The sequence below is a fragment of the Corynebacterium sp. LK10 genome (assembly GCF_008042455.1).
GTDB classification, from domain to species: domain Bacteria; phylum Actinomycetota; class Actinomycetes; order Mycobacteriales; family Mycobacteriaceae; genus Corynebacterium; species Corynebacterium jeikeium_D.
Genome location: NZ_NOVT01000020.1, coordinates 99,051 through 119,024 on the forward strand (window position 1 = coordinate 99,051; position 19,974 = coordinate 119,024).

The following is a 19,974-nucleotide window of genomic DNA, read 5'->3' on the forward strand; positions in this document are numbered from 1 at the left end:
CCATCGCTAGTAGACTCTACAAACATGACCGCTGCATACGCTGATGACTTGATGGACTTTGATGAGGTCCTCGAACGTTTTGACCCGGTAATGGGCATGGAGGTTCACGTCGAGCTCTCGACGAATACCAAGATGTTCTCCTCCTCCTCGGCGCACTTTGGTGCCGAGCCGAATAGCAACGTCGATCCCTGCAGCCTCGGCCTACCTGGCGCGCTGCCTGTGGTTAACCGTCAGGGCGTTGAGTGGGCCATCAAGATTGGCCTGGCGCTGAACTGCGAGATTGCTGAGTCCTCCCGCTTCGCGCGCAAGAACTACTTCTACCCGGACCAGCCGAAGAACTACCAGATTTCGCAGTACGACGAACCAATCGCCTACGACGGATATCTTGACGTTCAGCTTGACGACGGCACGGAGTTCCGTGTCGAAATCGAGCGCGCTCACATGGAAGAAGACACCGGCAAGCTGACGCACTTGGGCGGTGCCGATGGTCGTATTCACGGCGCCACGCGTTCGCTGGTGGACTGCAACCGCGCAGGTATTCCGCTGATTGAGATCGTTACTAAGCCAATTCTCGGTGCAGGGGAGCGTGCCCCAGAGGTTGCTCGTGCGTACGTTTCTGCGCTGCGTGACCTGGTGAAGTCCCTCGGTGTCTCCGATGCCCGCATGGACCAGGGCTCGATGCGTGTGGACTCCAACGTTTCCCTGCGCCCAATCGGCCAGGAGGAGTTCGGCACTCGTACCGAGACTAAGAACATCAACTCCCTGAAGTCGGTTGAACAGGCTGTTCGCTACGAGATGCAGCGCCAGGCTGCTGCGATTACTAATGGCGAGGAGATCGTTCAGGAAACCCGCCACTACCAGGAGACCGACGGCACGACCTCCAAGGGCCGCCCGAAGGAATCGCAGTCGGATTACCGCTACTTCAACGACCCGGATCTGCCACCTGTGATTGCGCCGCGTGAGTGGGTGGAGGAAATCCGCGCAACTCTGCCGGAGCTGCCGTGGGTGCGTCGTGCCCGTATTCAGGAAGAGTGGGGTCTGAAGGACGAGGAAATGCGCGACCTGGTTAACGCCGGCGCTCTCGACCTGATTGTCGACACCGTTGAGGCTGGTGCCGGCCCGGCTGAGGCTCGTTCCTGGTGGGTCGCTTACCTGGCACAGAAGGCCAACGAGGCAGGCGTGGAGCTGGCTGAGCTCGCGATTACCCCGGCACAGGTTGCACGTGTGATTGCACTGATTGAAGAGGGCAAGCTGACCAACAAGCTGGCCCGTAAGGCCGTCGACGGCGTGCTCGCAGGCGAGGGCGATGTTGATGAGGTCGTTGCTGCCCGTGGCCTGGAGGTCGTTCGCGACGACGGTGCTATTGAGAAGGCCGTCGACGATGCACTGGCTGCTAACCCGGACATCGTCGAGAAGTACCGAGCTGGCAACAAGAAGGTCGTCGGTGCCATCGTGGGGCAGGTCATGAAGGCCACCCGCGGCAAGGCAGACCCGGCTCAGGTCAACCAGCTGATTGCGAAGAAGCTGAGCTAGCCTCCCTGAAAGCTAATCCGGGGAACCGCCGGCGGCACCATCGCTCGGCAGTCTGACGACGCGCTCGTCGGACTCCGACGGTTGTGCCCCGGCGGTTTTGTTGGTCGTGGCACCCCAAACTTCAATACCCTGATTCGCTGCGACAGCCGCTACATACGAGATGTGGCCGAAGTCGCCGTCGACAAGCACTTCAGGGGAACCCTTGACCTCCCACGCCGCGTCGGGCCCACTTGACTTCGGACCCACCGGCATGGAGATGACCTTCTGCGCGTCTGGGATGGCAATGACCACGCGGTCACCCATCACTGCGCATCCACCGATGGAATCGTTCAGGTCCACACCGCCGAGGGGATTAATCACAGGGCCGGTGAGCTGAACCAGCTGTGGGGTGCCGTCGAGAATGGCGGTTGCCAACGGCGGCATTCCGTCCGGACCATGGCAGAACTGCTGAAACTCAATGCCTGGATCTCCCACGAGCAATTTGCGCGGGGACAGGGTGTCCGAAGTTCGGTCAAAATAGATTCCGAGAATGCCGGGCTCGCTGAGGTCCGGAAGTTCGCGCACATCAGCGGTGCTGCCCTCCACGAGGGTGACGCGCGCAATGGTGTCGTCGTTACGCAAAACAAAGACCTGACGGTCCTCTTCAACCGAGGGACTGGGCAGCAGTTGTTTTGCAGGGGCGCCGAGCCGTGCGACCTCACGCGGTGTCTTACCCGGTGCGACAACGGTGAGTGCACCGTCGTCGGTGGCGACGAGAGCCTCCCCAGGGCCGGTTGAGGCTAGCGCGGTGGTAAGCGGTAGGCAGGCCGCGAGAGTGACATCGTCGAGGTCGCAGGGACCTTTGTCTTTGGCTTTGCTTTCCGTGGTTGGGACCGGGGTAGAGGGCAAATCAGGGGAGGAAAACTTCGGCATGGCAATGCCCGTCGGCTCTGACTTGTCTTCCGTAAACGGCAACTCAAGCGCGTTCGAGGCACTCATGCAGCCGGAAAGAGAGACCATCCCGATGACACCAGCGGCGAGCGCAGCACGACGACGCCGCCCGCGAGCGCGAGCCTGTGCACTGCTGGTGTGGACGAGGTGGAATCCCATAGGCATACACAATACAGCCTCGTTTCACGGCCACGCCTGCGACCAAAAGTGAGGCAGTAGATTTAATGTGGACGATGTGAGCGACTCAGAGAAGTACCCGAACGACCGCGCCCTCGAGAATGTGGAGGACGGATTCGATGACGATCTCGACGTCCCGACCTACCGCAAGCTCGCTGAGCCAATGAACGAAGAAACCAACCGTGATGACAGCGACAACACCGCAACGCAGGTTTTTCCGGGTGTGCCGGAAAAGCGCGTAGCGGAGGAGTCGGAGGCAGACCAAGAAAACCTGACTCCGGAACCTACCGCTGCATCAGAGACAGTGGCAGAGACAGAGGTTGAGCCGAGCTCGGAACCGGAGCCTGAAGTTCAGGATGATCCGAAGAAGCGCTACGACGCCTACGCCGCTGCAGGCCGCACGGCACCTCAGGTGATTAGCCCTGCCGGTAAGCCTTCGCCGCGGGATGAACAGGCTGAAACTGAGTCAGCGCCCGCGGCTGATAAAGAGTCGGAGGTGGCCCCGGAGTCGGAGGCAACCGAAATCTTTGAGCAGCCGGCTCGTAGTGAGCGCGTTGATTCAGACGAGGATTTCAGCCAGCCGACGCAAGCCTTCTCGGCTTCTGAAGCGGCAGGAGCGTCCGCAGCGGGAGCTACTGCAAATAAGTCGGAAGCACAGCCAGCATTCGACGATGAGGCGGAGCCGACCTATGACTCTTCACGCAATTCCGCAGCTGAGACTCAGTATTTCGATGAATCGGATTTCGCTGAACCGGCTGCGTCCCGCGATACCGCTGGTGCAGCTGGCGCCGCTGGTGTTGCAGGAGCAGGCGTAGGAGCCGCCGGGGCAACTGCTGCTACGACTACCGCCGCTGCTGACGACGATGAAGACACGGACTTCTACGACGACAACGAACCGGAGTTCCGTCGCGGTACCACTGACTTCGGCCTCCTGCTGCTGCGTCTTGGATTGGGTGCGCTACTGCTGGTCCATGGTCTGACAACGCTGCTCGGCTGGGGCAACTCCGGTGGCACCACTGCGCTGGAGACACAGTTTAGCCAGAACAACTTTGCCCTCGGCCCTGTAATGGCCACTGCCATCCCAACGGTTCAGCTTATCGCGGGTGCCCTGCTTATCTTGGGTCTCGCGACACCGCTGGCCGCGGCGTTGGCGCTGGCATTGTCCGCCTACCTCAGCATGTTTGATGTGGCTACCTCTGCCAATGGTGTGAATATCGTTGGCCAGGACTCCAGTAACCTCCAACTACAGCTGTTGATGACCGCCATGGCGCTTGGCTTGCAGTTCACCGGCCCGGGCCGTATCGGCATCGATTTCGGACGCGGCTGGGCTCGTCGACCACTGGCATCGTCGTGGATCTTCGGAATTCTGTCCATCGCCGCAGCAATTGGCCTGTGGTGGCTGACGACCGGCACGCTGCCGTTTGTTGGCTAAGGCGGCTCGCAGCTGCACAAACAGTCGAGCGACCTAAACTAGGTTCTCCGTTAGGGCCGGGGTACAATGCCCCCTATGCCAAAGTCGAGACACGTACTAAAGACCACCCTCGCGGTGGTCTTTTTCATGTCTTCGATAGGCGCTACAACGTCGATTCACTCACCTTCGACAGCCGCTGCCGGCGAGCACAATGAGGTTGCAGCCTCCGTCTCGTCGGCAAGCGCCTGGCCGACTCATGAGGTGAGTCTGCCGCGCATGAACCTCAACGCCGAAGGGTTGATTGAGACTGACCCGCGCACGCAAATGGCGGTGAGCTACGAGCCGGTGGGCGTGGGGTACAGCAGCCAGGCATCGCAACGCCCGCTGCCGGCGCTATCCCTGATTAAGTTGTATATCGGTCAGTATGTGCTCGAACACGGCACTGCCGACGATGCCGAGCGCGTCGAAAAGATGATTTCGCGTTCCGACGACGATTTGGCCGCCGACTTTTACCGGAAGTACCCGGAATCGGTCGATTCCATTGCGACCGAGTACGGCCTGTTCAACACTTCCGGCGGAGAAAAGTGGGGAGTATCGAGGACCACCGCGGAAGATGTGGTGTCTTTTATTTCCCAGCTTCGTCTGAAGCATCCTAATTCTGAGGTGCTCGAGGCGATGCGACACTGGTCGCCGATTGCTGCCGATGGCTATCGACAGAATTTTGGTCTTGCCGGGCTGCCCGGCTCTGAAGGCGCGAAAATGGGCTGGTCCAACCGGCGTTCGTGGCACTCTTCCGTTGTTTTTGGCCCCGGATATGTAATGGCGGCCATTACCGAGGGCGGCAAATATGCACACACCGAGGACGTCGCTGAGGGGATTGCCGACGTCGAGTACCGGGATTTGGTGAAGCCCACGCAGAAGACTGGGCGCAAAGCCACTCTAGAAACGCCAAAGGCCCGTGCGGTAAGCACAGGCCTTTAAACGGGTTTGATCTAGCTAGTCGACAATGCGGATCGCGCCCTTATCCGCACTGGACGCCATCTTGGCGTATGCGCGCAGCGCCTTGGAGACCTTGCGCGGACGCGGCTTGTGCGGAGTAAATGGCTTATCGCGCTTGAGCTCCTCATCGCGACGAGCGGCCAGCTCCTCGTCGGGCACCTGAATCTCAAGGCGTCGTTCAGCGACATCGATGTACACCGGGTCGCCGTTGCGGACGAGACCGATTGCGCCGCCGGCAGCGGCCTCCGGGGAAACGTGGCCGATAGACAGTCCGGAGGAACCCCCGGAGAAGCGACCATCGGTGACCAGTGCACAGACCTTACCCAGGCCAGCGCCCTTGATGAATGCGGTCGGGTGCAGCATCTCCTGCATGCCCGGGCCGCCGGAGGGACCCTCGTAGATGACAAAGAGAACTTCGCCCGGCTGCAAGGTGCGGTTCAAGATGACCGAGACAGCCTCTTCCTGGCTTTCTACGACGCGAGCGGTGCCCTCGAAGTGGAACTGATCCTCGCCGATACCGGCGGTCTTCAGGATAGCGCCGTCCTCGGCGATGTTGCCGCGCAGGACACACAGACCGCCTTCCTTCGTGTAGGCGTGGTCGAAGTCGCGGATGCAGCCATTTTCGGAGTCCGTATCCAGGCTCTCCCAGCGGTTGGATGTGGAGAACGGCTCGGTGGTGCGCACGCCGCCAGGGGCTGCGTGGAACAGTTCAATCGCTTCGTCAGTGGCCTTGCCGCCGCGGATATCCCAGTTGTCCAGGTGCTCCTCCAGAGATGGGGAGTGAACGGAGCGGACATTCATTTGCAGCAGGCCCGCGCGGCGCAGTTCGCCGAGGATGGCTGGAATACCACCGGCGCGGTGGACGTCCTCCATGTAGTAGTCCGAGTTCGGTGCCACCTTGGACAGACAAGGCACGCGGCGGGAAATCGCGTCGATGTCGGAGAGGTCGAAGTCGATCTCGCCCTCCTGGGCGGCAGCGAGAATATGCAGCACCGTGTTGGTGGAACCGCCCATGGCAACGTCGAGCGTCATTGCGTTGACAAACGCGTCGCAGTTGGCGATGTTGCGCGGCAGCACGGACTCGTCACCATCGTGGTAGTAGCTCTTCGCCAGGTCCACAATCAGTTCACCGGCGCGCGTGAACAAATCGCGACGCGCCTGCTGAGTTGCCAGGGTAGAACCGTTACCCGGCAGGGACAGGCCGAGGGCCTCGGTCAGGCAGTTCATCGAGTTTGCAGTGAACATGCCCGAGCACGATCCGCAGGTCGGGCATGCCGAGCGCTCGATGTCGAGCAGGTTCTTGTCATCGACCTTGTCGTTCGCGGATGCAGAAATAGCCGAGACGAGGTCCGAGCCGGGCTTGACGACGCCATCGATAACAATCGACGATCCCGATTCCATCGGCCCGCCGGAAACGAAGACCACCGGGATATTCAGACGCAGAGCCGCATTGAGCATGCCCGGCGTGATCTTGTCACAGTTGGAAATACAGACCAATGCGTCAGCGGTGTGAGCGTTGACCATGTACTCGACAGAGTCAGCAATAATCTCACGGGACGGCAGCGAGTAGAGCATGCCGTCGTGGCCCATCGCAATTCCGTCGTCGACAGCAATGGTGTTGAACTCACGGGGGACGCCACCGGCTGCGGTTACAGCTTCTGCGACGATGTCGCCAACGTCCTTCAGGTGCACGTGACCGGGAACGAACTGAGTGTAAGAGTTGGCAATTGCGATAATCGGCTTGCCGAAGTCGTTATCGGTCATGCCAGTTGCGCGCCATAGCGAACGCGCACCTGCAGCATTACGGCCGGCAGTGGTGACTTTAGAGCGAAGGGGAATCATGGGGGCTGCCCTTCCTAGATAGGGTGCAAGGTAATTAATTATCCATATTAATCACAAAAAGCCCCTAATGTCTCATTTCGTGGTCACTGGTGTCCGCATAATGAGATTTAGGGGCTTTGTGGACTGCTTATATGTTACTCGGCAGAGGCGTCACCTTTAGCCTTGGCATCAGCCTCAACCTCACTGACCTTCTTCATTACGGAGTGGCCATCGCGGTCGAAAACCTCGACCTTGTCATTTTCCGCCATACGAGCCGAAGCGATCGGATCTGGAATCAGACCGCCAGTGGCTTCCTTCAACTCCGGCAGCGAATTAAAAGAGATGGCCGGCAGGGCGATGCGCTCATCTGACTTGGTTACCGCAAAGGCGCGGCCGCCCTTGTTGAAGAAGATGCCCGCAAAATCGCTCCAGGGCACCGAACGGCGCTTGGACAATAGGTACACCGCAGTGATGCCGCGTGGCCCTACGGTGGTGCGTACTCGGAAAATCCAAAGCGTATAAATCAACGGTGCCAGGAAGGTAATGGCCAGCCACGGGGCAAAACCGGTGGCAATTACACACAGCACGAGCATGAACGCAACGATGAACAGATGCGTCTTCTGTGGGCGAAATCGCTGCGTCGCAAATTTTAGCTGTGGAGTCGAGTCAGTCATGGCCTTTGATTGTAGCGGGTAGTTCGGATTGGTTAATGCGCGGTAGGCAGTTGCGCGTTATTGCGCCCCGACCGAGTTTGGTTCTGCGTTGTTAGTGGAGTCTGTCGACTGTGATCCGCCAGTGTTCTCGTTGTCGGTGTTGCTCTGAGTAGAGTCTGGCTCGGTGGAGGTGGCGGTCGAAGGTGCGCGGTTCTGCGTGCTCTGAGGCTGCTGTGAAGTCTCGGACGGCTGATTCTGTGATGTCTGAGTCTGCTGTGAAGTCTCGGTGGGCTGCACACTCTGTGTGGTACTAGTCGGCTGGTTCGATGATTGCGGAGCTGACGACTCTTCCGAGTCCTCTTCCTGTGTCGTTACCCGATCGCTCCACCTGCTCGGTGCTAGCCATCCGGATGGGCCGCCCTCGGTCTCGACCGTCATGAGATTCAAAACGCCGAGGACAATTAGGGTTGCCAAGAGCATGATTGTCGAAACGCGAGCACGTCCACCTGCAGAGAGGATTCGCCGGATTTTCTGGCGCGTCGTGAGCGTCTTCCAGTCAGGGTGGCTAACCAGCTTGCGGATGGCGTTGTTGCTTCCGCTGTCCTCTTGCTCGCGTCGAGCATCATCGAGGTCAGCACCCGCATGCGGCAGGTCGGATCGCTCGTTCCCGTCTTGCTTATCGACGGTCTGAGTTTCCATCAGTTTGGTTTCTGCGGTATCCGGCTGGGCAGTAGTGTCCGCTACCGCTTCGACAACTTCGGTTGGAGCGCTGTCGCCGTCGTCAAGCTGTTGTTTTTTCTCTTGCTTAGCATCGGCCTGTCTAAGCTGTTCGATCATCGTGTCATCACGGACGTGGCCGGTGATTTCTTCGGCGGGGGCAAACGGAGTCTGTTGGGCGCGCTCGCCGTAGTCATCCCACCAAGTGTCGATGACTGCGGCGCGGATGGCGCGCTCGATGAGCCATTGGTCGCCCGGTTTGCAGTCGACAATCAAGCGCATAGTGACGGTCCACGGCAGGCCCATAACCGTTGGCGGGTTGAGTTCCGTGGAGGACTGCAGCTTGATCTCGGAGAGAACTGCGTCCTTGACGGAGTCCAGTGTGATTGCACGCTTGGCGGCGGCGACAGTGCGCTCTTCCAAATCCTTAATGGAGCCACCGGCGGTCATCGGTACGGGAACTTCAACGACAGCACGGGACCACTGTGAGGAGTAGTTGATACACATACGTGCCTCGGAGTTCGGAACGATGATTTCCTCGCCGTTAAGGGTTCGGATGGTGGTGGCGCGCAATGTCATATTGACCACGTCACCCTGCACGGTCCCCGAAGGGGCGTGGAACTCAACCCAGTCGCCAATGCCGTACTGCTTCTCGGCAATGATGAACAGTCCGCCAAGGAAGTCGGCGATGACTCCCTGTGCGCCAAAACCAACAGCGGCGGAAACGACCGTCGCGGGGATAGCGGCGGCGGTCAGTGAGATTCCGAATTTCGACAGAATCGCGATGATTAAGACGAAGTATGCAATGACTTCGACGATGTAAACCACAGCGCCAATCAGTGCGCGCCGTCCCTTGGACTGCTCCTCTGAAGAGGAGATGTTTCCGTCCGCAATTGCCAGAACGAAACGTCGGATACGGGGAACAAGAATTAGCAGAATGGCCAGACATGCGATGGCAAGGCCGTTATTGGCCACCCATTGCCATGTCCGTAACAACATGTATTGCAAGAATTCCATGCCATCCACCGTAGGTCGTTCGCCTTAATATGCGCTGAGTTTAAAGGTAAAGAATTATGCATAAAGACGAGCTTTGGACTTGGGGCTTGCGGGGCTCGGGCGTGTAGGGCTCGGGTGTGCAGGCTTGGGTGTGCAGGCTTGGGTGTCCCCGGGGTCGTGGTCGGGGAGTTTCTGGGTAGAGTGATTCCCAAAGTTGGGGCGGGGTTCTCGTTGGAATCGGGTGGGTGCTCGGGGTGTGATACGGATGGCGTGTCCAATTGACGGGATTGACTTCTCACTATGTGGACGTTAGGGTTGTAGCCAACGCCACATTCGTAGCTTCTTTGCGTGAATGTGTGTTGAGTAGTTGCCCACCATGATCCAGGAGCGAAATCGTGAACGCGCACGAGCAGCACACCCCATCGCCCGCCCAATTCGCGGCTAAGGCGCGCACCAGCGCCCCCGAGCGAATTTCTGGTGCACAAGCCATTGTCCGATCCCTTGAAGAGCTTGGTGTCGAGGTAGCCTTCGGTATTCCCGGTGGTGCAGTGCTTCCGCTCTACGATCCGATTTATGACTCGGAGAAGCTTCGTCACGTCCTGGTGCGCCACGAGCAGGGAGCTGGCCACGCTGCCACTGGTTACGCGCAGGTTTCCGGCAAGGTTGGTGTCTGTATCGCGACTTCCGGCCCGGGTGCTACTAACCTGGTGACCCCGCTCGCGGATGCTCAGATGGACTCCGTTCCGGTTGTCGCTATCACTGGTCAGGTCGGTCGCCCGCTGCTGGGTACTGACGCTTTCCAGGAGGCTGACATCCGCGGTGTGACCATGCCGATTACGAAGCACAACTTCATGGTCACCGAAGCTGAGGACATCCCGCGCGCGCTCGCTGAGGCATTCCACCTGGCTTCTTCTGGTCGTCCAGGTCCGGTTCTGGTCGATGTCCCGAAGGACCTCCAGAACACGATGATCGACTTCACCTGGCCACCGGAGATCAACCTGCCGGGTTACCGTCCGGTGACAACCCCGCACCAGCGACAGATCGACGAAGCCGCTGAGATGATTGCTGCGGCAAAGCGTCCGGTGCTCTACATCGGTGGTGGCGTCATTAAGGCCGATGCTTCCAAGGAGCTGGTCGAGTTCGCCGAGCAGACTGGGGTTCCGGTCGTGACCACGCTGATGGCTCGCGGCGCATTCCCGGACTCGCACCCGCTGCACATGGGTATGCCGGGCATGCACGGCAAGGTGTCAGCCGTCGCTGCTCTGCAGAAGTCCGACCTGCTCATCACTATTGGCGCGCGTTTCGACGACCGTGTTACCGGTGATCTGAATTCCTTCGCGCCGAACGCGAAGGTAATCCACGCCGACATTGACCCGGCAGAGATTGGCAAGCTCCGCGAAGTTGATGTTCCCATCGTCGGCGATGCCCGCGAGGTCCTTGCCGCACTTAGCGAGTCCTACACCAAGCTCGGTCTTAGTCGCCCGCAGATTGCCGACTGGCTGAAGCTTCTCGACGGTCTCCGCGACGAGTTCCCCCTCGGGTGGGAAGAGCCCGCTGATGGTGCAATCGCTCCGCAGTTTGTAATTCAGACTCTGTCCGACATCGTTGGTCCAGAGGCCATCTATGCCGCTGGCGTCGGCCAGCACCAGATGTGGGCAGCGCAGTTCGTCCAGTACGAGAACCCGCGCACCTGGCTTAACTCCGGTGGTGCCGGCACGATGGGCTACTCAATCCCGGCTGCGATGGGTGCCAAGGCGGCTGCTCCAGAAAAGGAAGTCTGGGCCATCGACGGTGATGGTTGCTTCCAGATGACCAATCAAGAGCTGACCACCTGTGCAATGGAAGGTTTTCCCATCAAGGTTGCCTTGATTAACAACGGTAATCTGGGCATGGTTCGTCAGTGGCAGACGCTGTTCTACGATCAGCGCTACTCCAACACCAAGCTGCGCCCGGAGGACAACTCCTACCTGCCGGACTTCGTCCAGCTCTCCGAGGGGCTTGGCTGCGTGGCGATCCGCGTGACCAAGAAGGAAGATGTCGCGGCGGCGATTAAGAAGGCACGCGAGATTAATGACCGACCGGTGGTTATTGACTTCATTGTCGGTGAGGATGCTCAGGTGTGGCCGATGGTGGCAGCTGGCAAGTCCAATGATGAGGTCGAATACGCCCGCGGTCTGCGCCCGCTGTTCAACGATGAGAATTCAGCAGCTGAGGCCCCGGCTGACATCCACGGCACTGTTGTGGACAACTCCGAGGACGCCGCGAAGCAGCCCGACGCTAACCACCCGTCCATGAAGACCCGCTAATCGGGATCCGAAGCAACAGGAAGTGAGTCCCAAAATGGCTGAACTGCACACTCTATCCGTGTTGACCCTCGATGAGCCGGGTATTCTGGTCCGCATTGCGGGCATGTTCACCCGCCGAGGTTTCAGCATCCAGTCGATTACCTCGGGTGAAACTGAGACCGAGGGAGTCAACCGCATCACCGTCGTGGTTGAGACGGAGACGCTGCCGATCGAACAGATTACTAAGCAGCTGAACAAGCTGGTGCCCGTGCTGAAAGTGGTCCGCCAGCCCCCAGAGACCATGGTGTCGCGCGGACTGCTGATGGTGAAGGTTTCCTGCGACAACACCAATCGTCCGCAGGTAGTCGATGCCGCCAATCTCTTCCGTGCCCGTGTGGTGGACGTTTCTCAAGAGTCTGTCATCATTGAGGCGACGGGTGAGCGCTCGAAGCTTGTAGCCCTGCTGGAGGTCCTCGAGCCGTTTGGTATCCGTGAGCTCATTCAGTCCGGTACCGTCGCAATGGCACGTGGGCCGAAGCCGATGCTCCAGGCCCGCTAACAACTAAACGCTAAGATTTTTAACGAATCCGATTCGAAAAGAGGCTAACTTTAATGGCTATTGAACTGCTGTACGACGACGATGCTGATCTGTCCATCATCCAGGGACGTAAGGTTGCCATCCTGGGCTACGGTTCCCAGGGCCACGCTCACGCTCAGAACCTGCGCGAGTCCGGTGTCGAGGTTGTTATCGGTCTGCGTGAAGGCTCCAAGTCCGCTGTGAAGGCTCAGGAAGCTGGCTTCGAGGTTAAGTCCAACGCAGATGCCGCTGCATGGGCAGACGTCATTATGGTGCTGGTTCCGGACACCACCCAGGCAAAGGTTTACAGCGAGGACATCGAGCCGAACCTGAAGGACGGCGACGCGCTGTTCTTCGGCCACGGTCTGAACATCCACTTCGACCTCATCAAGCCGGCTGACAACATCACCGTCGGTATGGTTGCTCCGAAGGGCCCGGGTCACCTGGTTCGTCGTCAGTTCGTCGATGGCAAGGGCGTTCCGTGCCTGATTGCCGTTGACCAGGACCCGAAGGGCGAGGGCCGCGACCTGGCTCTGTCCTACGCTGCAGCTATCGGTGGCGCCCGCGCTGGCGTTATCCCGACCACCTTCGAGGCAGAGACTGTGACCGACCTCTTCGGTGAGCAGGCTGTTCTCTGTGGTGGCACCGAGGAACTGGTCAAGGTCGGTTTCGAGGTTCTGGTTGAAGCTGGCTACGAGCCGGAGATGGCATACTTCGAGTGCCTGCACGAGCTGAAGCTGATTGTTGACCTGATGTTCGAGGGCGGTATTGCCAACATGAACTACTCGGTCTCCGACACCGCTGAGTTCGGTGGCTACCTGTCTGGCCCGCGCGTTATTACCGCTGATACCAAGCAGCACATGCGCGAGATTTTGTCTGACATTCAGGACGGCACCTTCACCAAGCGCCTGATTGCCAACGTCGAGGGCGGCAACAAGGAGCTCGAGGACCTGCGCGCTTCCTACAACAACCACCAGATTGAAGAGGTCGGCTCCAAGCTGCGCGACCTGATGAGCTGGGTTAAGGTCGACGCTCGCGCTGAGACTGCCTAAGTTTGTTGCTTAAGCGAATCCCTCGCTTGTTCGCGAAGTAGGGCTTCATCACTGAGCTTCACCGCCGTGATGAGGCCCTTTTCGTATCTCTCTTACTAGTTTTCTTTCACTGAACCGTGTGGGGTAGACGTGTGGAATAAACGTCTGAGCTAAAAGCAACTACTGCCAAACGGGTGTAGCCCCAGTCCTATCCGGGGTTCTAATCTGGGGTGAAAGGTCTCCCTCAACAAAGACGTTCGATAGTCTAATCGTTGAAATCAAATCATTTCACGGAGGTAAATGTGCGAGTATCCGCAATGACGCGGCGCGTGACGGCAACCGTTGCCCTGACGGTCAGCCTGGCGTTGGGGTCAAGCGCCTTGGTCGCGTGTGGAAATTCCGACAGCGCTGTTTCCACGAAGAAGGTGGACGCTGAATCGACGGTGCTTAGCGACGACATCGCAGCGTCGGAAAGTCTGATCGACAGTTCGGAAGCGGTTGTCGTTTCCTCGGCTGGCTCTGCTGAGCAGCGTAGGGCGGCAGGCATCGCGGTTGCTGCTGGTCTGCCGATGCTAGTGGCTGGTTCTGCCGAAGATGCGGAAGATGACACTACTGCCAAGAGCCCGAAGAAGGATGCTCGTGGCCGTGATACTGGCGCCGATATCGCCGATGTGGAAAAAGAGATTGACCGCCTGGGCGCAAAGACAGTCCTTACTGTGGGGGCAGTTGACCTGACTGGCGAAGAGGGCCGTCAGATCATTGCGGATCCGGGTACGACCGATGGCCTTAAGGAGCTCGTCGGTACCGAGTTTAAGGTTCTCAAGGAGACGGAGTCGAAGCCGACTCGCGCTGTCGTTGAGATGGATCCGGAGAAGCCAACTGTCGTCGAGGGCGATGCAACGAAGGATGGGGCAGCCAACCAAGAGGCTCAGGATCGCGCCAGCGATGGGCAGGACGACAAGGGACAGGAGAGCGTCACCCTGCCGAAGGGATCTCCGAAGGAGGTCAAGGACACATTGGCACTGGCCGCACCGGGTACCGGTTTGGCCTCCATTGCTACGGCCCGCGCCGCTGGCCTGAAGGTCAGTTGGTTGCCGGTGGGCGACGCGCGTGCTACCTCTGAGTCGATTTCCGCTGCTCGCGACGGCGAGTCCCTGATTGCTCTGGGTAAGGTTTTCGGCGATAAGGACAAGTTTGATCAGTCCATCGAGCTTGCCAAAGATGACAAGGTCAAGGAGCTGCCAGGTGGAGGCACACTGCTGTTCCCCGGTCGTCATCTGATTGCAACGTATGGTCACCCTGGTGTCGCTCCATTGGGTGTGATGGGTGAGGATGATCCGGAGGATGCCGTCGCACGTGCGAAGGACTACGTGAAGCAGTACGAGAAGTTCGCTGATGACCCGGTACTGCCGGCCTTCGAGATTATCGCTTCGGTCGCGCAGGCTGACCCGGGTCCACGCGGTGACTACTCCGAGCCAGCTCCGGTTGAGACTCTGAAGCCGTACGTCGAGGCCATGACCAAGGCCGGCGGCTACGTCATCATCGACCTGCAGCCGGGTAGTGCAGACTTCCTGGACCAGGCCAAGTTCTACGAAGAACTGCTGAAGATGCCAAACGTCGGTCTGGCGCTGGACCCGGAGTGGAAGATGGAACCGGGGCAGGTTCCGGCGACTCAGGTTGGTCACGTTAAGGCTGAAGAAGTCAACCGCGTTGCTGATTGGCTGGCTGAGCTGACTCGTAAGAACAACCTTCCGCAGAAGATGCTGATGCTGCACCAGTTCCAGCTACAGATGATTCGCGACCGCGAGACGCTGGATCTGTCGCACCCGGAGCTCGCATTCGTTCTGCATGCCGACGGCCATGGCACCGCGCAGGAGAAGTTTGAGACCTGGAACGTCATGTTGCAGGATTTGCAGCCGGAGATTTTCGAGGCGTGGAAGAACTTCATCGACGAGGATCAGCCGATGTTTACTCCTGAGGAGACCATGAACATCGAGCCGCGTCCGTGGTTGGTTACGTACCAGTAGGTTATAGACCAGCAGAAATAAAAATATAACGCGAAATATTTGCCGACTTGAATGTCGGGGGCAACGGCGCTTACTCCCTAAACAAAGGGTAGTAAGCGCCGTTTTGCTTAGGTAAGTCCCCCCGTGTCTCACCCCCAGAGTTTATGATGAGACGTAATGCGCGTGCACGCTTTAGTAGTTTTCTTAAGTGACACCGCACATACTGCATAAACTTTTCGAGACAAACCAGGAGATGCTTGTGAGCCAGAACGCTCGCCCCGTTGTCCTCATCGCCGACAAGCTGGCACAGTCCACTGTGGACGCATTGGGGGATTCCGTTGAGGTCCGTTGGGTAGATGGCCCGAACCGCGCTGAGCTCCTGGCTGCGGTTGGTGATGCTGACGCACTTCTCGTCCGCTCCGCTACCACCGTGGATCAGGAAGTCCTCGAGGCTGCTCCGAATCTGAAGATCGTCGGTCGCGCCGGCGTTGGCCTGGATAACGTCGACATCGATACCGCTACCAAGCGCGGCGTCATGGTTGTCAACGCTCCGACCTCTAATATTCACTCTGCATGTGAGCACGCAATCGCACTGCTGCTGGCCACCGCTCGCCAGTTGCCGGCTGCGGACGCGTCCCTGCGTGAGGGAGAGTGGAAGCGCTCTTCCTTCAAGGGTGTCGAAATCTTCGGCAAGACCGTCGGTATCGTCGGTTTCGGTCACATCGGCCAGCTGTTTGCGCAGCGTCTCGCTGCTTTCGAGACCAACATCATTGCGTACGATCCGTACGCGAACCCGGCTCGTGCTGCTCAGCTCGGTGTTGAGCTGGTTGAGCTGGAAGACCTGATGGCTCGCGCTGATTTCGTGACCATCCACCTGCCGAAGACCAAGGAAACCGCTGGCATGTTCGATGCTGAGCTCCTGGGCAAGGCCAAGAAGGGCCAGATCATCATCAACGCTGCCCGCGGCGGTCTCGTCGACGAGCAGGCGCTTGCCGACGCGATCAAGGCAGGCAACATCCGCGGTGCTGGCTTCGACGTATACGCGACCGAGCCGTGCACGGATTCCCCGCTGTTTGGTCTGCCGGAAACTGTTTGTGCTCCGCACCTGGGTGCCTCCACCGTTGAGGCTCAGGACCGTGCGGGTACCGATGTCGCTAAGTCCGTGCTGCTGGCACTGGCTGGCGAGTTCGTCCCGGATGCTGTCAACGTTTCCGGTGGCGCTGTCGGTGAAGAGGTGGCCCTGTGGCTCGAGCTGGCTCGTGAGCTGGGGCTGGTTGCTGGCGGTCTGCTCGAGGGCGCTCCGGCCGCTGTTGAGGTCACCGCTCGCGGTGAGCTGCACACTGAGGACGTTAACGTTCTGGGTATGGCAGCAATCCGTGGACTGTTCTCCCTCATGGTGGAAGAGCCGGTCACTTTCGTCAACGCTCCGCGTATCGCAGAAGAGCGTGGTGTGACCTTCACTGTCGAGACCGAGCCGGAGTCCGTCTCCCACCGCTCCGTTCTCGAAGTCAAGGTCATCGGTGCTGATGGCTCCACCGCTACCGTCGTTGGTGCTCTCACTGGCCTGAACCGCGTCGAGAAGATTGTCCGTATCAATGGCCGCGGCATCGACATGCGTGCTCAGGGCCGTAACCTCTTCCTGCTGTACAAGGACGTTCCGGGCGCTCTGGGTTGCGTTGCTACCACCCTGGGTGAGTCCGGCATCAACATCGAGGCTGCTGCTCTGTCTCCGCAGGAAGCAGATCAGACTGCCATCCTGGTGCTGCGCGTTTCCAAGGAGGTTCCGGAGGAGCTCGTCGAAAAGATTACCGAGGAGATCTCCGCTACCCACGCTCTGCAGCTTGAGCTGGACTAGTTCTGAGCGCCTAGACGTTTTAGAGCTAGTCTCTAGCGCAGCTTCTACTGCATGAAAAATCCCCTCCGCATGGAGGGGATTTTTGTTTCCCAGCTGATCTATGCAGCCGTAGCCCTACTGCTTAGCCCTTCATCGAGCCCTTCTCAATCATGTTGACGTGGAAGTCGAAGGCAGTGCGCAGATCGTGCGGGGTCGACATACCCGGAGCGGTCTTCAGCGCGCGCTCGTAGTACTCCTCCAGCAGTGGCTGGTACTCCGGGTGTGCAACGGAAATCATCTTAGCCACGCGGTCACGCGGTGCCAGGCCACGCAGGTCAGCGAAACCGCGCTCGGTGATGATGACCATGGCGTCGTGCTCGGTGTGGTCAATGTGCGAAGCGAACGGAACGATAGTCGAAATCGCACCGTCCTTCGCCAGCGACGGCGAGATGAACGAGGAAACGAAGGCGTTACGGGTGAAGTCACCGGATCCACCGATGCCGTTCATCATGCGGCTGCCGTTGATGTGGGTGGAGTTGACGTTGCCGTAGATGTCGGCCTCAATCATGCCGTTGGTGGCAATCAGACCAACACGGCGGACAACCTCCGGGTGGTTGGAGATCTGCTGCGGGCGCAGGATGATGTTCTTGCGGTAGCGGGCAGCCTCGTTGTTCATGCGCTCGGCTGCTTCCGGAGACAGGGAGAACGAGGTAGCCGAAGCGACGGTCATCTTACCTGCGTCAATCAGGTCAATCATGCCGTCCTGAATAACCTCGGTGTAGGCCTTGATGTTCTCGAACTTGGAGTCCAACAGACTCGCCATCACAGCGTTCGGCACGTTACCGACGCCCGACTGCATGATGTACTGGTCGTAAGCCAGGCGACCCGCGCGAACTTCGCCCTCGAGGAAATCGAGGAAGTGGCCAGCAATGGCCTTCGAGGTCTCATCCAACGGCTTGAACGGGGAGTTGCGGTCCGGCGCGTTGGTCTCGACAACTGCGACAACCTTGTCCAGGTTGATGTCGATGTAAGGGGTACCAATGCGATCACCCGGGGCATTGATCGGCACCGGCGTGCGGTTAGGCAGGTGCTGAATGCGGTAGATGTCGTGCATGCCCTCGAGTTCCTCGGACTGCCACGAGTTGACCTCAATGATGATCTTGTCAGCGTTGTCCATCCACTCGACGTTGTTGCCAACGCTTGACGACGGAATGAGGTGTCCATCTTCCGTAATACGAGTGACCTCTACAATTGCGGCGTCAATCGGCAGGAAGCCCTGCTCGATGTACAGCGCGGAGTGGGAGAGATGGATGTCCTGGTACTTTGCCTTGCCGGAGTTGATGGACTTACGCAGTGCCGGATCTCCCTGGTACGGCATGCGGTAGCGGATGATGTCAGCTTCTGCCATCACGCCGTCACAGTCCGGGGCGGTGGAAGCGCCGGTGTAGATGTCGACAGCGAATTCTTCACCCTTGGCGTGGAGTTCCTTGCCGCGGTTTGCCAGCGCAGTCGGCAGAGCCTTCGGGTAGCCAGCACCGGTGAAGCCAGAGATGCCGAGGGCATCACCGTGATTGATAAACTGTGCCGCCTCGTCGGCGGTCATTACCTTGCCGCGCAAACCGGCATGTGCGATGCGATCAGACATGTCATCTCCTAGATAGACTGTTCGACTTTAGTTTTGTCGCCTAACCTAGCATGCGCTAACAGTGTGTTGCCACACCCGCAGGTTGAGAAGTGATTTATGACACTCTGATCGCTTCAGCGGGTCGTTTATCGGCGCTCTTCCAGGGGCTTTGTTACAGCAATTCCCGCACTTCTTCGTCGGTCAGCATGGCATCCTCGAACGCTTGCAGTGTGGCCTCTGGGTTAAATTTCACACCGATGAGTACGACCTCATTGGATGGTGGGACATCGGTCTGCGCCCACATGACGGCAGGGGTGATTTTCAGGTTCGGCCCCGCCTGACTCCACACGTGGGCGACTTCGAGGCGGTCGGAAATCCAGCAGTGCCCCTTGGATCGTACGAGCCCCTTTGTGCCGCGGAGAGCCTTGATTAGTCGTTCGCGGTCGAAGGGTCGATTGCCTCGGAAAACAACCGAAGAAATGCCGTATTCTTCAGTCTCCGGCGTGTGGGGATTCGCAAGTTCTTCTGCATATCCGTGGAAAGTGGCCGCGGTACCTTCGTCGTAAAGCGATGCGTCGAGAATGGCAGAGGTGGCGATTTCGCCGTTAGTCACGCGGACGATGCGTGCGCGGGGGTTCATTGCGCGGATCGTTTCCTCGGTACCGCCGGTGAGCTTTTCGCCGGCGAGGTCGGATTTGGTGATGAGGATGAGATCGGCGAATTCCACCTGGTCGACGAGGAGGTCGGCGACCGTGCGTTCGTCGTCAGGCAGTGCGCGTCCCTGGCGGAGACTGTCGAGGAATGTAGAGGCGTCGACGAGCGTGACCATCGTGTCGATGGGGGCGATGTCGGCGAGGCGACGGCCGTCGTCGAATTCCCACTCGAAGGTAGCGGCGACTGGCATGGGCTCGGAGATGCCGGTGGATTCGATGACGATGTGCTCGAACTTGCCGCTGCGCGCGAGCTTGCCGACGTTTTCAACGAGGTCATCTCGCAGCGTGCAGCAGATGCAGCCGTTGGACATTTCGATGAAACGGTCCTCGCCGCGCTCGAGATATGTGCCTTGCTCGATGAGGGCGGCATCGACGTTGACTTCCGAGAAGTCGTTGACGATGACCGCGATTTTGCGCCCCTGTGAGTTTGCCAGGAGGTTGTTGAGGAGGGTGGTCTTGCCGGCGCCCAGGAATCCGGACAGGACGGTGACGGGAGTGGTCTCGGTGGTGCTATCAGAAAATTCGGTAGAAGTCACCCGACAAGATTAGCGTACTGAAAATGATTATCAATAACTACTGCGCGAATTGAGCTAGGCGAGGGGTCGTAAATGTGTCGTACGGCTTATTGTCAGACAGTTGTGACGTAGGGCATAAAACGGTGTTGTAG

The 19,974-nt window shown here is 59.0% G+C and carries 14 protein-coding genes; 8 read left to right on the plus strand and 6 right to left on the minus strand.

All coding sequences use genetic code 11. From position 1 onward, the window contains the following. Positions 1 to 24 precede the first annotated feature (24 nt). Positions 25 to 1,533: an Asp-tRNA(Asn)/Glu-tRNA(Gln) amidotransferase subunit GatB gene (gatB, locus tag CHU70_RS08445; RefSeq protein WP_016422487.1), complete on the plus strand. Its 1,509-nt coding sequence runs from the start codon at positions 25 to 27 to the stop codon at positions 1,531 to 1,533. Positions 1,534 to 1,545: 12 nt separating this feature from the next. Here the strand turns inward: gatB and CHU70_RS08450 are convergent, their stop codons facing one another. Then, positions 1,546 to 2,622, minus strand: coding sequence for a glucose dehydrogenase (locus CHU70_RS08450; RefSeq protein ID WP_224433177.1), 1,077 nt, complete (start codon positions 2,620 to 2,622; stop codon positions 1,546 to 1,548). Between the two features lie 76 nt (positions 2,623 to 2,698). Here CHU70_RS08450 and CHU70_RS08455 point away from each other — a divergent pair, with 76 nt between their 5' ends. Beyond that, a complete protein-coding gene (locus CHU70_RS08455; protein ID WP_242451382.1) occupies positions 2,699 to 4,072 on the plus strand; it encodes a DoxX family membrane protein in 1,374 nt (457 codons plus the stop codon). A gap of 75 nt (positions 4,073 to 4,147) precedes the next feature. Beyond that, a complete protein-coding gene (locus CHU70_RS08460) occupies positions 4,148 to 5,032 on the plus strand; it encodes a hypothetical protein (protein WP_241482424.1) in 885 nt (294 codons plus the stop codon). Between the two features lie 15 nt (positions 5,033 to 5,047). Here CHU70_RS08460 and ilvD read toward each other — a convergent pair whose 3' ends face one another. From ilvD to CHU70_RS08475, 3 genes are all read right to left on the minus strand, one after another. Continuing rightward, entirely contained in the window at positions 5,048 to 6,892 is a 1,845-nt protein-coding gene (gene ilvD, locus CHU70_RS08465) for a dihydroxy-acid dehydratase (protein WP_147719088.1), read from the minus strand. A gap of 134 nt (positions 6,893 to 7,026) precedes the next feature. Further along, positions 7,027 to 7,545, minus strand: a complete 519-nt coding sequence (locus tag CHU70_RS08470) for a PH domain-containing protein (RefSeq protein ID WP_049172102.1) — start codon at positions 7,543 to 7,545, stop codon at positions 7,027 to 7,029. A gap of 57 nt (positions 7,546 to 7,602) precedes the next feature. Next, positions 7,603 to 9,258 carry a mechanosensitive ion channel family protein gene (locus tag CHU70_RS08475; RefSeq protein WP_147719087.1) on the minus strand — a complete coding sequence of 552 codons (1,656 nt, stop codon included), beginning with the start codon at positions 9,256 to 9,258 and terminating at the stop codon, positions 7,603 to 7,605. A gap of 374 nt (positions 9,259 to 9,632) precedes the next feature. On the opposite strand from CHU70_RS08475, the gene CHU70_RS08480 reads away from it, so the two are divergent. From CHU70_RS08480 to serA, 5 genes are all read left to right on the plus strand, one after another. Continuing rightward, on the plus strand, positions 9,633 to 11,543 hold the full coding sequence (locus CHU70_RS08480; protein WP_049172103.1) for an acetolactate synthase large subunit: 1,911 nt from the start codon (positions 9,633 to 9,635) through the stop codon (positions 11,541 to 11,543). A 34-nt stretch (positions 11,544 to 11,577) separates the two neighbouring features. Next, positions 11,578 to 12,081: an acetolactate synthase small subunit gene (gene ilvN, locus CHU70_RS08485; protein WP_048735338.1), complete on the plus strand. Its 504-nt coding sequence runs from the start codon at positions 11,578 to 11,580 to the stop codon at positions 12,079 to 12,081. A 53-nt stretch (positions 12,082 to 12,134) separates the two neighbouring features. Continuing rightward, on the plus strand, positions 12,135 to 13,151 hold the full coding sequence (ilvC, locus tag CHU70_RS08490) for a ketol-acid reductoisomerase (protein WP_038628558.1): 1,017 nt from the start codon (positions 12,135 to 12,137) through the stop codon (positions 13,149 to 13,151). A 281-nt stretch (positions 13,152 to 13,432) separates the two neighbouring features. Beyond that, positions 13,433 to 15,157 (plus strand): hypothetical protein, encoded by a 1,725-nt coding sequence (locus tag CHU70_RS08495; RefSeq protein ID WP_049172104.1) that lies wholly within the window; start codon positions 13,433 to 13,435, stop codon positions 15,155 to 15,157. Between the two features lie 238 nt (positions 15,158 to 15,395). Continuing rightward, positions 15,396 to 16,991: a phosphoglycerate dehydrogenase gene (gene serA, locus CHU70_RS08500; protein WP_049194134.1), complete on the plus strand. Its 1,596-nt coding sequence runs from the start codon at positions 15,396 to 15,398 to the stop codon at positions 16,989 to 16,991. A 121-nt stretch (positions 16,992 to 17,112) separates the two neighbouring features. Here serA and CHU70_RS08505 read toward each other — a convergent pair whose 3' ends face one another. Both CHU70_RS08505 and CHU70_RS08510 read right to left on the minus strand, forming a co-directional pair. After that, positions 17,113 to 18,615 (minus strand): acetyl-CoA hydrolase/transferase family protein, encoded by a 1,503-nt coding sequence (locus tag CHU70_RS08505; protein WP_147719086.1) that lies wholly within the window; start codon positions 18,613 to 18,615, stop codon positions 17,113 to 17,115. 151 nt (positions 18,616 to 18,766) lie between these two features. Beyond that, entirely contained in the window at positions 18,767 to 19,843 is a 1,077-nt protein-coding gene (locus tag CHU70_RS08510) for a GTP-binding protein (RefSeq protein WP_049172106.1), read from the minus strand. Between the last annotated feature and the right edge of the window lie 131 nt (positions 19,844 to 19,974).